The organism is Erwinia persicina (assembly GCF_014838825.1).
GTDB classification, from domain to species: Bacteria; Pseudomonadota; Gammaproteobacteria; order Enterobacterales; family Enterobacteriaceae; genus Erwinia; species Erwinia persicina_A.
Genome location: NZ_JACYMO010000002.1, coordinates 502,888 through 516,376, shown reverse-complemented (window position 1 = coordinate 516,376; position 13,489 = coordinate 502,888). Strand labels below are relative to the sequence as shown.

The following is a 13,489-nucleotide window of genomic DNA, read 5'->3' as shown; positions in this document are numbered from 1 at the left end:
GGGCTTAACGGCGGCCGAATATTTTGGCCGCAAGGAAGCCAACACCCGCAGCAATCACCAGAGAAACCAGTGGTGACTCCTGCGTTTTTGTTTTCACGCAGTCCAGTGCGTCATCAACGGCGTAGGAGGCTTTGGCGGCCTGCTGACGGACTTTGCCTCTGAATTCATGCTCTGGCGAGTCTACGGCTTTACCAAACTCTTCCTGACCTTTGCCGATGGCTTCTTGTGCTTTATCGTTCGCTTTATCAAACAGACTCATTGTGCCTCCTTTTGATGGCATGATTTCCTGTAACGACTTTAAGCGTAGACCATCTGGCGGGCTTTACCGGGGTGTTATGTGTAAAAGTATGAATGAAAAGGTCAGCAACGGACAAAAAAAGAGGGGGGATGACTCCCCCCTCCTGACACGATGATCGTTTGTCGATCCTCAGTGATAGCCTTCGTCCGGCTTGATTTTGCCGCGGAACACGTAGTAGCTCCAGAAGGTGTACACCAGGATGACCGGAATAATCAGCAGGGCACCGACCAGCATAAAGCCCTGACTCTGCGGCGGTGAGGCAGCCTGCCAGATGGTGATGGACGGTGGAATGATATACGGCCAGATGCTGATACCCAGCCCGGTAAAGCCGAGGAACACCAGCGCCAGCGTCAGCAGGAACGGGGTGTAGTGCGCGTGGCGCAGCAGCGAACGCCACAGACCCCAGGCGGCTGCCAGCACCAGTAAGGGCACCGGCAGGAACCAGAACAGATTAGGCAGGGTGAACCAACGGTGCATAATATTGGTGTGGGCCAGCGGCGTCCAGATACTGACGATGGCGATCACCACCAGCAGTGCGATCAGCAGCGGCCGGGTCAGCGCCGTCATTTTACGGTGCAGTTCATTTTCAGTTTTCATGATAAGCCAGGTGCTGCCCAGCAGAGCGTAGGCCAGAACCAGACCCACACCGCAGAACAGCGTAAACGGCGTCAGCCAGGCCAGTGCCGGGCCGCTGTAAGTGCGGTCCGTCACTTCGAAGCCATTAATGACCGCACCCAGTACCACACCCTGGCTGAAGGTGGCAACAAACGAGCCGCCGATAAATGCCTTATCCCAAAACGGACGGTGCTCTTCGGTCGCTTTAAAGCGGAACTCAAAGGCCACGCCGCGGAAAATCAGGCCGATCAGCATGATGGTCAGCGGGACGGCGAGCGCAGAGGTGATCACCGCGTAAGCCAGGGGGAACGCGCCAAACAGTGCCGCTCCGCCCAGTACCAGCCAGGTTTCGTTACCATCCCAAACCGGAGCGACGGTGTTAACCATCATATCGCGTTCAATGGGATCTTTATTGAACGGGAACAGGATGCCGATACCGAGATCGAAACCATCCATGATGATGTACATCAGGGTGGCGAAGATGATGATGGTAAACCAGATAATTGAGAGATCGATACCCACCTTACTTCTCCTCCTGTGACGACTGTAATTTTTCTTTCACCGCAGACAGCGGACGAGCCGGCGTATGTGATGTGCCCGGGCCGCCGTCTGCTGGCGGATGACCTTCACCGGTCTGTGGACCTTTCTTGATCAGATTAGCCAGATAGCTGTAACCCACACCAAATACGGCGCAGTAGACCAGCAGGAAGACGATCAGGCTGATGCTCATCTGTAGCGTACTGTGCAGAGATACGGCATCACGGGTGCGCAGCAGGCCGTAAATCACCCAGGGCTGACGGCCCATCTCCGTGGTGATCCAGCCTGCTACCAGTGCAATCAGACCGGAAGGCCCCATCAGCAGGACAAAACACAGGAACGGACGCGAGGTGTAGAGGCGCTGGCCGCGACGCATCCAAAGGCTGACGGCACCCAGCAGGATCATCAGCATTCCCAGCCCGACCATAACGCGGAAGGACCAGAATACCACCGTAGAATCAGGGCGGTCCTCTTTCGGGAAGGACTTCAGAGCCGGTACCTGCTTGTCCAGGCTGTGGGTCAGGATCAGGCTGCCGAGGTAAGGAATTTCCACCGCATACTTGGTGCGCTCCTCTTTCATATCCGGGATACCAAACAGGATCAGCGGGGTGGATTCACCCGGACGGTTTTCCCAGTGCCCCTCGATGGCTGCGATTTTGGCCGGCTGATGTTCCAGCGTGTTCAGGCCGTGAGCGTCACCAATCATCGCCTGAATGGGCGAAACGATCAGCGCCATCCACAGGGACATCGACAGCATTTTGCGTACGGCCGGGGTGTCATTTTTACGCAGCAGGTGATAAGCGGCCGAGGCACCCACAAAGAAAGCGGTCACCAGGAAGGCGGCCACGGACATATGCAGCAGGCGGTATGGGAAGGACGGGTTAAAGATGACTTTAAACCAGTCTACCGGGATGACGATACCGTTTTCCAGCGCATAGCCCTGCGGCGTCTGCATCCAGCTGTTAGAGGCCAGGATCCAGAAGGTGGAGATGATCGTGCCAAGCGCCACCATGCAGGTAGAGAAAAAGTGCAGGCCACGGCTGACGCGGTTCCAGCCAAACAGCATCACGCCGAGGAACCCCGCCTCAAGGAAGAACGCGGTAAGCACTTCATAGGTCAGCAGTGGGCCGGTAATACTGCCAGCAAACTGCGAGAAACCCGCCCAGTTGGTGCCGAACTGGTAGGCCATGACCAGGCCAGAAACTACGCCCATGCCGAAGTTAACGGCAAAGATTTTTGACCAGAAATGATAGAGGTCGCGATAAACCTCATTTTTGCTTTTCAGCCACAGACCTTCGAGCACGGCCAGAAAACTGGCCAGGCCGATGGTGATGGCGGGGAAGAGAATGTGGAAGGCTACGGTGAAACCAAACTGTATCCTCGCCAGATGGAACGCATCTAATCCGAACATTGCTTACCTCGATCTAACATGAACTACGGCCTTTTATTTTTCTACCCACAGTTAACAAATAGGTGAAATAGTGCAAAAAAGAAAATTTGTCAGCTGGGGACTTCTCATCGGAAATGGGATCTTAAAACCAAAACGGGTGAAGAAGTAGCAACAGTAATAGTGAACCGGCCTATAACAGTAACGATTATTACGAGTAATTGTTTCATCAGCAGGTTAAATCAGCGAAAATTATTGTTAACGCAAGATAGTAGGATGCTGCCCAGATGTGAAAATGCTGTATCTTTATGTCGTAAAAGCTTTTTTTTGACGGAAAATGCGATCGCTTGTTGCGCAATAGCACGGGGGGAAAGCCTTAAAATAACCGCAGTGGTGCGGCTATTAATATAGCTTTTAAGGCTATAAAAAAGAGTGTTTACACCTCATTATTATAATAGCCATAAGGTTTGCCACAACTTGTGAATAATATGTGTATTTACTGTTATGTTTTAACTGCTTATTTATCCCCGATCCGTAACTGCTTTTTTTAGCTTTACTGTACGGCTTTTGCCGTAAAGCACGTCTGCGGACGGCGCGCAGTTGTTAAAGTTGTAATACACACAAATATGTAATTTGAATCATTTAGTTACAAATTGATGGCGTTTATCTGTTCGATTCTTGCTGGAAATCAAGAAAGTTCATCTTGAATGGTGGGCTGTGGTGTGATGTTAGTGTCCATGATATAACCGTAAAAAAGTGTCAGGAGCGGGAGTCAGATGGAAACCTTTTTGATGTTGTTACCGGTGTATATGGCCTACCTGCTGGGTACGGCAAGTCCGGGTCCGAGTAATATGGCGATCATGGCTGTGGCGATGAGCCAGGGACGTCGCCCGGCACTGATGCTGGCCTTTGGCGTCATTACCGGTTCGCTGTGCTGGGCACTGCTGGTGGCTACCGGGCTGTCTGCACTGCTTCAGGCCTGGGCACAGGCGATTGTGGTGATCAAAGTAGCCGGCGGTATTTATCTGCTGTGGATGGCGTGGAAAGCCGCCCGTAGCGCGGCGCGCCGGGGAGAGGTCGCAGCGGTACAGCGGGCGTCATCGGGTTCAGCCCTGTCGCTCTATCGCCGTGGTCTGTTGCTGCATCTGGGTAATCCCAAGGCTATTCTGGTGTGGACGGCAATCATGTCACTCGGTATCCGACCCGATGCAGCCCCCGGCGTGCTGCTGCTGATTGTCGGCGGTTGTGCGCTACTGGGGATCCTGGTTTTTAGCAGCTACGCGCTGCTGTTCTCCACCGCGGCGATGAGCCGGGGTTATCGCCGGTGCCGCCGGGCAATTGAGGGCATTTTTGCTGCGTTCTTTACCTTCGCCGGTCTGAAACTGCTGTTTTCCCGCTAGCTCCGGGCGGGCGACCCTCAGGGTCGCCCGCGCATCAGGCCGCCGGACAGGCGTCCAACTCGTCTTGCGGCATCCCGGCTTCGCGCGCGGCCTGGCAAATCTGCTGCCAGGTGTTGGCATCAACCGGAATACCGTGCTGCCGGCGCGCTGCGCGCTGCGCCTCTTCCCACTCACCGGGGATAAGAATCGGGTTGTCGCCCGCCTGCGGTGAGGCTTTTACCCAGTCAATAAAGGCATCTGCTTCCTGCTGTAGTGCCGGGGCATCAAAGGCGGCCGGATCGAGCACCACGGTGGTCATACTGTTAAAAATGGCTTCCGCCGATGTTTGCAGCGACTGCGGGTGCGTGGTTTGTCCGCCGGACAGCGCTCCGCCGAGCACTTCACACATCACCGCCAGCGCATAGCCTTTATGCAGGCCAAACGCCCGCAGTGAACCATAAGGCGCTTCATGCATGACGCCGGGATCGACGGCCGGTTGACCCAGGTGGTCAATCAGATAACCTGGCGCAACCTCCAGCCCTTTATTCCAGGCCACCCGCGTTTTACCAAAGGCGATACCGCTGGTGGCAAAATCGAGCAGCAGCGGCGGTTTTCCCGGACGCGGGAAGACCGCACAAAACGGATTGGTGCCAAAGCGGCGGTCGCTGCCGTTAAACGGGGCCACCATCGGATCGCCCACTACGTTAACAAAGTGGAAAGAGATAAACCCGGCGCGCGCGCACTGTTCAGCCCAGTGGCCGATTCGGCCGATATGGTGCGAACGACGCAGCGCAACGGCACACATTCCCAGATCGCGGGTGCGGTCGATAGCCAGCGTCATCGCTTCTGCGGCCATCACCTGGCCAAAACCCTGACCGCCGTCAACGGTGATCACTGCGCCAGCATCTTTCGCAATCTGTAAACGCTGGTTCAGTTTCAGGTGTCCCTGCGCTCTGGAGATCATATAGCTGGGGATCATCCCGACGCCGTGCGAGTCGTGCCCGGCAAGATTCGCGGCCACCAGATGTTCCGCCACGCGCTGTGCCTCCTGTTCGCTGCTGCCTGCGTATTGCCACAGGCGCTGTACCAGGGTTTGTAAGCGGTGGTGATCGATCCGTAACTCCTTCTGTTTCTGACTCATCTTTTTTCCTTAAAATAATGAAGGTTACTGTTTATTTTTAAACGAATAATTGACGTTTGTCCGTTTAATTTTTACGCAGCAGGGCTTTTTATTATCAGGAAAATTCAGGCAATACTGCATGAGATATTGCTAATTCTGGTGATTGATATCTATACTATTGCATTGATATATATTGACTTTTTTGACTAAAGCCAAATTTTTGCGCTGAAGCAAAATGCTTTTGGGGTAAAACAGCCGTATGGAAAGTGAACACAACGATCCCAGCATTATTCCCTCACTGGATCTGTCTGCCATTCCGCGTGAGATCATGCTGCTGGGGAAACGGCTGGCCGATACCAAATATCAGATTGATATGCTGGGTAAAGTGGGCTGGGGTGAACTGACGGCGAACCTGCACGGTCTGGAAGCCAGCGGCGAATGGAATGGCCCGGATGATGCGCTGACGTTTTTCAGCAAAGTATTCCCGTTTGCCATTTTGCCATCCGAGACCGAGCCGATGGGGGTCTACCAGGTTCCCACCGAACAGGTTATCGGCCGCAGCTGGCGCTGGTGGCCCGATCATCTCAGCGGCAACAGCGAAGAGAAGCTGCGGGAGCATCTGAATGGACCGCATGCGGCTGAAAGCACCTCTTACTATTTTATTTCTGCGCTGGCTGTACTGCTGGCGGTACAGGGGCAGAGCAGGGTTAACTATTGCCGCCAGCGACATATTCCGGCCATCACCGCCCGCGTGACCTATCTGTCCTATCCGCCGGCGGATCGCTTTAAGCTTTACCATGTCACCCATGGTTCGACCCGGCAGAGCTGGGTTGTCCTCAACGACCGCTACCTTCAGGCGCTCCACTGGCCGCGCATTTCACTGCCGGCGCTGGCGACGTATGGCGTCCACAGCGCCAGCTGGCCGCAGACTTTTCCCCCTGTTGCCCGCATATTTGATGAGTTGCATCACCCTCAGCAGGCGGAGGATTTTGTTGCGCCCTGCGTGGATTTACAGGCGCTGAATGAAACGATAGAAGCGGAAAAACGCGAGGCACAATTGGCAGCGAAACCGGTGAAAATGTCTCTGAGTGATATGGACATCGTCAATATCTGGCCGGTCAGCATGACGCTGATGTTCTTTTTCCTGCTTTCTCTGGTCGCTGCCGGTCTCACGGCGGGGGAGGGATGGTTAGGACTGATTGGTCTGGTGATTTGTGGTATGTCCGGCAGTCTGCTGCTGTTTCTGGCCGCGCCCGTGTTCCTGGTGCGTAAGAGTACGTCAGGACGTGCGCAGGAAGGGGAGGCGGTATATTTACCCGAACCTGCTGATAACAGTCAGCTTCCTCCGGCGGCACAATAAAAAGTGCCCACGCTGAGGTGGGCAAAAAAACTATTCATCTGACTTTGCCATTTATTATATAGCAATTAATGATCGCACTTTTTCCGTAGAAATAATAAGCGTTTATACAGATCGATTCAGGGGGATCGATCGGCTAAATCGATTGATGACGTAAAATGTGAAGCTAACGGTACAATGCGGATTCAATTCAGATTATTTAGCACTAAATCACCCATAACAGGCTTAATGTTGTCTTGAAAATCCGGCTTTAATCATCTCCTCACGCAGGGCACTGGCGATCGCCCGGTTGCCGCCGGTAATCGGGAAAATCACGTTATTGACTACATCGTCCAGATCGTGTTCATTAAATTCCTGTGACGTCAGCTGCGTGCCGCCTTCATCATTGATCGCAATCGACCCGATAATATGGGTGCCCGCATTTTTGGCTGACAGGCTGTAACGGCCGAGGCTGGTATTTATTGTGCTCATAAGATCTCCTTGTAACCTTTTCAGTGGGAAAGTGGAGCAAGTGAGTCTTTAAAATGACCTGATAAGTTTAGTAACACCCGCCACTTTCCTCCCCGTCTGTAAGGTAAAGATTTGAAAGAGCGTGATCCTGTTCGCATAAATCTTGCCGTGTTTGTCGCCGCATTATGGCCGTTATGACTCTGCCAGCGTGACATCCAGTTCCAGTCTGGCCAGCTCCTGGCGCGCGGGTGCGGGCAGATGCGGATCGGTGATGACAGCATCAAACTGGGTCAGCGGCAGGGCGAGGAAGGTGGCAATTTTATTATATTTTGAACTGTCGGCCAGCAGAACGCGCTTGCGGGTGACCTCACTCACGGCCCGTTTTACCGCAATTTTTTCTTCATCAGGCGTAAAGATCCCACGCATTCCCCAGCAGGAAGCTGAGATAAACGCAATATCTACTGAAAGACCGCGCAGCGCCTGTGCTGCTGCCTCCCCCACGCACGAGCGGTTATCCCGGCACAGCGTTCCCCCGGTATGGATCATCCTGCACTGGCTGGTTTCGATCAGGAAATGAGCAATAACGAAATCATTGGTGATAATCAGCAGGTCGTCACGCGTTCCCAGCTCCCGCGCCAGCGCCAGCGTGGTAGTGCCTGCATCAAGGTAGATGCAGCTGTTACGGGGAATATGGCGGGCGGCCGCAGCACCAATGGCCTGCTTTTCCAGGCTGAACATGCTGGTTTTATCCTGGTGCGTCGGCTCGCTGGACAGACGCTCTGTCGAACGTACCCCTCCTGAGACCATCAGGACGGCACCCTGCTCCTCCAGTTTTTGCAGATCGCGGCGAATGGTCATGTGCGAGACGGCCAGCCGCTCGGTCAGTTCGGCAATGCTCACCACACCACGTTCCTGCACCAGCGCTAAAATTTGTTGATGTCGTTCTACCGGGATCATACTTACTCCTGATGGGTCTGCCTGGATGCTGCGCTGAGTGTAAAGGAGGGCAATGCTCCTCTGCACCACAATTTTTCTCAATTTATCACGTTATAGTGAAGTCAGGTGCCCGATACATTCTGATTATCCTACTTAACATGATGATAAGAGGCTGATTTTAGTATCAGAGCGTGTTAATGGCGCTGTGTTAATTCTTGTTAAATCGAAAGTGATTATGTTAATTATTGTGATACTCATCACCAAAACTGCCGGATAAAACGCCTATACTTCACACATCAAAACAAATAATCACCAAAATTAACACGGAGAGCATATGTCTGACGCAGCATCAATGTCGGTTTGTGTTGTTGGCCTCGGTTCGATGGGCATGGGGGCCGCGCAGTCCTGTATTAAAGCGGGCCTGAAGACCTGGGGTGTGGATCTTAACCCACAGGCGCTACAGACGCTGCGCGACAGCGGCGCTCAGGCGGCAGAAACCTCTGCCCGTGATTTTGCCGACCGGCTTGATGCGGTGCTGCTGCTGGTGGTCAACGCCACGCAGGTGAAGCAGATCCTGTTTGGCGAGAATAGTCTGGCCGCGCTGCTGAAACCGGGGACAGTAGTCATGGTTTCTTCCACCATCTCGTCTCAGGATGCGCAGGACATTGAGCAGCAGCTTGCCGCCTATCAGCTGATCATGCTGGATGCCCCGGTGTCCGGCGGGGCGGCAAAGGCCGCTACCGGCGAGATGACGGTGATGGCTTCCGGCAGCGATCGGGCGTTTACGCGATTACAGCCGGTGCTGGATGCGGTAGCCGGGAAAGTGTATCGCATTGGCAGTGATATCGGCCTCGGCTCTACCGTAAAAATTATCCATCAGTTGCTGGCGGGCGTGCATATTGCGGCAGGCGCAGAAGCCATGGCGCTGGCAGCCCGTGCCGGTATTCCGCTGGATACCATGTACGACGTGGTGACCCATGCGGCGGGCAACTCGTGGATGTTTGAAAACCGGATGCGTCACGTGGTTGACGGTGACTATTCTCCTAAGTCTGCCGTGGATATTTTTGTGAAAGATCTGGGGCTGGTCGCGGATACGGCGAAAGCCTTGCATTTTCCGCTGCCGCTGGCCTCTACGGCCTTCAATATGTTTACCTCTGCCAGCAACGCGGGTTTCGGCCGCGAAGATGACAGCGCGGTGATTAAGATTTTCAGCGGCATTACCCTGCCGGAAAAAAAGGAGCAGAAATAATGCGTCTGGGTGTGATTGCTGATGATTTTACCGGGGCAACGGATATTGCCAGTTTCCTGGTGCAGAACGGAATGTCTACCGTGCAGGTCAACGGCGTTCCTGAGCAGCCGCTGGCCCATACGGCCGATGCCCTTGTGGTCAGCCTGAAATCGCGCTCCTGCGCACCTGAAAAAGCCGTGACGGACTCGTTGCAGGCGCTGCGCTGGTTGCAGGAGCAGGGCTGTGAGCGGTTCTACTTTAAATACTGTTCGACTTTTGACAGTACGCCACGCGGCAATATTGGCCCGGTCACCGATGCCCTGCTGGCGGCGTTGGGGGAAACGCAGACCATTATTTCTCCATCGCTGCCGGTCAACGGGCGAACGGTCTATAAGGGGCATCTGTTTGTGATGGATCAGCTGCTGTCGGATTCCGGGATGCGTCACCATCCGGTCACGCCCATGACCGACAGTAATCTGCTGCGTCTGATCGAAGCCCAGGGCAGCGGCAAAGCGGGATTAATTGACAGCCAGACGCTCGATCGCGGTGCGGCAGCGGTGCAGCAGGCACTGGAGGCGCTGGCGCATGAAGGGGTGCGCTATGCGGTACTGGATGCGCTGACTGAACAGCATCTGCTGACCCAGGGGGAAGCCCTGAAGGACAGGCGCCTGGTGACCGGCGGTTCAGGGCTGGCTATCGGGCTGGCGCGGCAGTGGGCCACGGAAGGTTATGATGCGACGCACGCCCAGGCCGCAGGTAATCCGCAGGGCGCGCGTGCTGTGGTGCTGTCGGGCTCCTGTTCCAGCATGACCAATCGCCAGGTGGCACGCTATCGTCAGCAGGCGGCAGCCTGCGCTGTCGACGTGGAACGGGCGCTGCATGACCGCGACGGCTACGCCAGTGAACTCAGTGACTGGGTGGCACAGCATGAGACCGCTCCCCTGGCACCGCTGGTGTACGCCACCTCCGAACCAGAAGCCTTACAGCGTATTCAGCAGCAGTACGGCGCAGAGCGCAGCAGTGAGGCGGTAGAGCAGTTGTTCTCCGCGCTGGTGCGCAACCTGCAGCAGCGCGGCTGGCAGCGCTTTATTGTCGCGGGAGGCGAAACCTCCGGAGTGGTCGCACAGACGCTGGGTATCGATGCTTTTCATATCGGCCCGACTATCTCTCCTGGCGTCCCCTGGGTACGGGCCGTCAGCCAGCCGGTCTCGCTGGCGCTGAAATCCGGGAATTTCGGCGATGAAAACTTTTTTGCCCGCGCACAAAGGGAGTTTGCAGTATGACTGAACAACAGGCTCGCGAAGAGATGGTCCGTCTGGGCGCCTCGTTTTTCCAGCGCGGCTATGCCACCGGATCGGCGGGGAATCTGTCCATGCGCCTGGAGGATGGATCGCTGCTGGCAACGCCAACCGGCTCCTGCCTGGGAGAACTTAAGGCCGACAGGCTGTCGAAAGTGACCCCGGAAGGTGAGTGGATCGGGGGGGATAAACCCTCGAAAGAGATCAGCTTCCACCGTGCTATCTATCTGAATAATCCGGCGTGCGGTGCGATTGTTCATCTGCACTGCCTCTACCTGACGGCGCTCTCCTGCCTGCAGGATCTGGACAGTAAAAACTGTATTCGTCCGTTTACGCCGTATGTGGTCATGCGCGTTGGGGATGTGCCGGTGGTGCCGTATTACCGCCCCGGCGACCCGCGTCTGGGGGAGGACCTGGCCCGACTGGCACCGCATTACAAAGCGTTTTTGCTGGCGAATCATGGCCCGGTCGTGGTGGGAAAAACCCTGCGTGAAGCCGCCGACAACACTGAAGAACTGGAAGAGACAGCCCGACTGATCTTTACGCTGGGTGACCGCCCAATCCGTTATCTCAACGATGACGAAGTGGCTGAATTACGGAGCTGAATATGCCTAAATTTGCTGCCAATCTTTCCACACTGTTTACTGAACTGCCGTTTTTGTCGCGTTTTGATGCGGCGGCAGAAGCCGGTTTTCACGGAGTGGAGTTTCTGTTTCCCTACGACCATGAGGCCGGGGCGATCAGGCAGGCCTTAGTCCGCAATCATCTGGAGCTGGTGTTATTTAACACGGCTCCGGGCAATACCGCGGCAGGTGAGTGGGGCGTTGCGGCTATCCCGGGTCGTGAAGCCGATGCTCGTGAGGATATTGACCGCGCCCTGGGGTATGCGCTGGCGCTCAACTGCCGTCAGGTGCATATCATGGCGGCGGTCGTCCCGGATGGTGCCGATCGTGAGGCTTACTGCCGCACCTTTATTGATAACGTACGCTATGCCGCCGCAAAGTTTGCTCCGCACGGGGTGCGTATTCTGCTTGAAGCGCTGAATCCGGTGACGAAGCCCCGTTACCTCTACGCCAGTCAGTATCAGGTGCTGGAGATGCTGAAGCGTATCGACCGGCCGGGGGTGTTCAGTCAGCTCGATCTTTTCCATGCCCAGCGGGTGGATGGCAACTTAAGCCATCTGATTGCTGACTATGTCGGGCAGTACCAGCATATCCAGATTGCTTCTGCGCCGGATCGCCACGAGCCGGATGAAGGGGAGATCAACTATCCGTGGCTGTTCGATCTGCTGGATCGCAGCGGTTATACCGGCTGGATCGGCTGCGAATATTTCCCCCGCACCACCACGCTGGAAGGACTGGGCTGGTTTAACGCTTACAAATAACGGCGTTGTTTTTACTGACGCTGCGTGTTCTGCACGCAGCGCTGGCTTTTTGCTGCCTGAATCAGGCGGCGGGCCGGGGAAAGAGAGAAAAGAACGGTGCTGCAGAGCACTGCATATAACTAAAATCCTGTGAGGCTGAAAAGATGTCTACTGCCCTGTTACTCACTATTGCTGTCGCCAGCGTGCTGATACTGCTGTTACTGGTCATCAAAGCCAGGGTTCATCCGTTTGTCGCGCTGATTGTCGTCAGCCTGCTGGTGGCGATATCGACCGGTATTCCGGCCGATAACATCATGAAAGTCATTGTTTCCGGAATGGGGGGGCTGCTGGGATCAATCACCATCATTATTGTGCTGGGGGCAATGCTCGGAGCAATTATTGAATCGTCCGGCGGGGCAGAGTCCCTGGCGCAGCGTTTCACCCATACCCTGGGCGTGAAGCGGACCGTCGCAGCGCTGACGATGGCCGCTTTTATTCTGGGCATTCCGGTCTTCTTTGAAGTGGGCTTTATCATCGTGATCCCGCTGATTTACGGTTTCACCAAAGTGGCGCGCGTATCGCCGCTTAAGTACGGCCTGCCCATGGCCGGGGTGATGTTAACCGTTCATGTGGCGTTGCCGACGCATCCCGGAGCGGCGGCGGCGGCCGGGCTGTTAGGCGCCGATATGGGCTGGCTGATGCTGCTGGGGATCGGTGTGTCGGTTCCGGTTGGAGTGGTGGGGTACTTTGTCGCAAAGGGCATGAACCGGCGTCAGTATCATCTCTCACTTGATGTGCTGGAGCAGCTTCAGCTGGCAAAGCCGGAGAGCAGCCCGCGCCAGAACCAGGAGCAACCGCCGGGAGCCTGGCTGATCTCCTCGCTAATTGTCGTGCCCATTGTGCTGATCGTGGTGGGTACGCTGGCGCACAGCGTATTAGCGGAAGGCAGTACACTGCGGCAGTGCCTTACCCTGATAGGGACACCGGCCATTGCATTGCTGATTGCCCTTGCCCTCTCTGCCTGGCTGTTAGGCCTGCGCCGTGGCTGGAGTAAAGATAAACTGAGTGAGCTTCTCGATCGGGCGATTCCCGGTTCAGCAGGGGTGATTCTGGTAGCCGGGGCAGGGGGAGCCTTTGGTAAGGTGCTGGTCGAATCCGGCGTAGGCAATGCGCTGGCGCTGTCGCTGGAGACCATCCACCTGCCGCTGATCCCCGCGGCGTTCATCCTTTCTCTGGCACTGCGCGCTTCGCAGGGGTCTGCTACCGTGGCTATCTTAACCACCAGCGGACTGCTGACCCAGGCGGTAACTGGACTGAGTGATATGCAACTGGTGCTGGTGACGCTTTCGGCCTGCTTCGGTGGGCTGGGGCTGTCCCACGTCAATGATGCCGGTTTCTGGGTTGTGACGCGCTACCTTGGCCTGTCGGTGGCGGATGGCCTGAAAACCTGGACGGTACTGACGACGGCGATGGGGCTGACGGGGTTTGTGCTGGTCTGGCTGCTGTCTCTGATGATCTAGT

General features: G+C 55.7%; 13 protein-coding genes. 7 read left to right on the top strand and 6 right to left on the bottom strand.

Features of this window, described 5'->3' with window-relative positions; genetic code table 11:
- Positions 1-4: 4 nt before the first annotated feature.
- The 3 genes from IFU29_RS08485 to IFU29_RS08475 form a co-directional block, all read right to left on the bottom strand.
- A complete protein-coding gene (locus tag IFU29_RS08485) occupies positions 5-259 on the bottom strand; it encodes a CsbD family protein (RefSeq protein WP_191933524.1) in 255 nt (84 codons plus the stop codon).
- Between the two features lie 168 nt (positions 260-427).
- A complete protein-coding gene (cydB, locus tag IFU29_RS08480) occupies positions 428-1,435 on the bottom strand; it encodes a cytochrome d ubiquinol oxidase subunit II (protein ID WP_191933523.1) in 1,008 nt (335 codons plus the stop codon).
- Position 1,436: 1 nt separating this feature from the next.
- Positions 1,437-2,861 (bottom strand): cytochrome ubiquinol oxidase subunit I, encoded by a 1,425-nt coding sequence (locus IFU29_RS08475; protein WP_191933522.1) that lies wholly within the window; start codon positions 2,859-2,861, stop codon positions 1,437-1,439.
- Positions 2,862-3,613: 752 nt separating this feature from the next.
- Here IFU29_RS08475 and IFU29_RS08470 point away from each other — a divergent pair.
- Entirely contained in the window at positions 3,614-4,237 is a 624-nt protein-coding gene (locus IFU29_RS08470) for a LysE family translocator (protein ID WP_191933521.1), read from the top strand.
- A 34-nt stretch (positions 4,238-4,271) separates the two neighbouring features.
- Here the strand turns inward: IFU29_RS08470 and IFU29_RS08465 are convergent, their stop codons facing one another.
- On the bottom strand, positions 4,272-5,357 hold the full coding sequence (locus IFU29_RS08465; RefSeq protein WP_191933520.1) for a malate/lactate/ureidoglycolate dehydrogenase: 1,086 nt from the start codon (positions 5,355-5,357) through the stop codon (positions 4,272-4,274).
- 238 nt (positions 5,358-5,595) lie between these two features.
- Here IFU29_RS08465 and IFU29_RS08460 point away from each other — a divergent pair, with 238 nt between their 5' ends.
- Positions 5,596-6,696 (top strand): hypothetical protein, encoded by a 1,101-nt coding sequence (locus tag IFU29_RS08460; protein WP_244633655.1) that lies wholly within the window; start codon positions 5,596-5,598, stop codon positions 6,694-6,696.
- Between the two features lie 222 nt (positions 6,697-6,918).
- Here the strand turns inward: IFU29_RS08460 and IFU29_RS08455 are convergent, their stop codons facing one another.
- Both IFU29_RS08455 and ygbI read right to left on the bottom strand, forming a co-directional pair.
- Positions 6,919-7,164, bottom strand: a complete 246-nt coding sequence (locus IFU29_RS08455) for a hypothetical protein (RefSeq protein ID WP_191933519.1) — start codon at positions 7,162-7,164, stop codon at positions 6,919-6,921.
- 171 nt (positions 7,165-7,335) lie between these two features.
- Positions 7,336-8,100, bottom strand: coding sequence for a DNA-binding transcriptional repressor YgbI (gene ygbI / locus IFU29_RS08450; RefSeq protein ID WP_191933518.1), 765 nt, complete (start codon positions 8,098-8,100; stop codon positions 7,336-7,338).
- 313 nt (positions 8,101-8,413) lie between these two features.
- Here ygbI and ltnD point away from each other — a divergent pair, with 313 nt between their 5' ends.
- The 5 genes from ltnD to IFU29_RS08425 all read left to right on the top strand — a co-directional run bounded on the left by ltnD (position 8,414) and on the right by IFU29_RS08425 (position 13,488).
- A complete protein-coding gene (gene ltnD, locus IFU29_RS08445) occupies positions 8,414-9,328 on the top strand; it encodes an L-threonate dehydrogenase (protein ID WP_191933517.1) in 915 nt (304 codons plus the stop codon).
- A complete protein-coding gene (otnK, locus tag IFU29_RS08440; protein WP_191933516.1) occupies positions 9,328-10,590 on the top strand; it encodes a 3-oxo-tetronate kinase in 1,263 nt (420 codons plus the stop codon). Before ltnD ends, otnK begins: the two co-directional genes overlap by 1 nt.
- The gene (gene otnC / locus IFU29_RS08435) at positions 10,587-11,210 is read left to right on the top strand and encodes a 3-oxo-tetronate 4-phosphate decarboxylase (protein WP_191933515.1); all 624 of its coding nucleotides are present in this window, start codon (positions 10,587-10,589) and stop codon (positions 11,208-11,210) included. Before otnK ends, otnC begins: the two co-directional genes overlap by 4 nt.
- Before the next feature lie 2 nt (positions 11,211-11,212).
- Positions 11,213-11,989 (top strand): HPr family phosphocarrier protein, encoded by a 777-nt coding sequence (locus IFU29_RS08430; protein WP_191933514.1) that lies wholly within the window; start codon positions 11,213-11,215, stop codon positions 11,987-11,989.
- A gap of 143 nt (positions 11,990-12,132) precedes the next feature.
- Positions 12,133-13,488, top strand: coding sequence for a GntP family transporter (locus tag IFU29_RS08425; protein WP_191933513.1), 1,356 nt, complete (start codon positions 12,133-12,135; stop codon positions 13,486-13,488).
- The last annotated feature ends 1 nt before the right edge of the window (position 13,489 follow it).

Excerpts from the sequence above, each read along its gene's own strand:
- ltnD (WP_191933517.1), top strand. The coding sequence starts at position 8,414 with ATGTCTGACGCAGCATCAATGTCGGTTTGTGTTGTTGGCCTCGGTTCG.
- IFU29_RS08430 (WP_191933514.1), top strand. The coding sequence starts at position 11,213 with ATGCCTAAATTTGCTGCCAATCTTTCCACACTGTTTACTGAACTGCCG.
- otnK (WP_191933516.1), top strand. The coding sequence starts at position 9,328 with ATGCGTCTGGGTGTGATTGCTGATGATTTTACCGGGGCAACGGATATT.
- IFU29_RS08465 (WP_191933520.1), bottom strand. The coding sequence starts at position 5,357 with ATGAGTCAGAAACAGAAGGAGTTACGGATCGATCACCACCGCTTACAA.
- IFU29_RS08470 (WP_191933521.1), top strand. The coding sequence starts at position 3,614 with ATGGAAACCTTTTTGATGTTGTTACCGGTGTATATGGCCTACCTGCTG.
- IFU29_RS08460 (WP_244633655.1), top strand. The coding sequence starts at position 5,596 with ATGGAAAGTGAACACAACGATCCCAGCATTATTCCCTCACTGGATCTG.
- IFU29_RS08485 (WP_191933524.1), bottom strand. The coding sequence starts at position 259 with ATGAGTCTGTTTGATAAAGCGAACGATAAAGCACAAGAAGCCATCGGC.
- ygbI (WP_191933518.1), bottom strand. The coding sequence starts at position 8,100 with ATGATCCCGGTAGAACGACATCAACAAATTTTAGCGCTGGTGCAGGAA.
- IFU29_RS08425 (WP_191933513.1), top strand. The coding sequence starts at position 12,133 with ATGTCTACTGCCCTGTTACTCACTATTGCTGTCGCCAGCGTGCTGATA.
- IFU29_RS08455 (WP_191933519.1), bottom strand. The coding sequence starts at position 7,164 with ATGAGCACAATAAATACCAGCCTCGGCCGTTACAGCCTGTCAGCCAAA.
- otnC (WP_191933515.1), top strand. The coding sequence starts at position 10,587 with ATGACTGAACAACAGGCTCGCGAAGAGATGGTCCGTCTGGGCGCCTCG.
- IFU29_RS08475 (WP_191933522.1), bottom strand. The coding sequence starts at position 2,861 with ATGTTCGGATTAGATGCGTTCCATCTGGCGAGGATACAGTTTGGTTTC.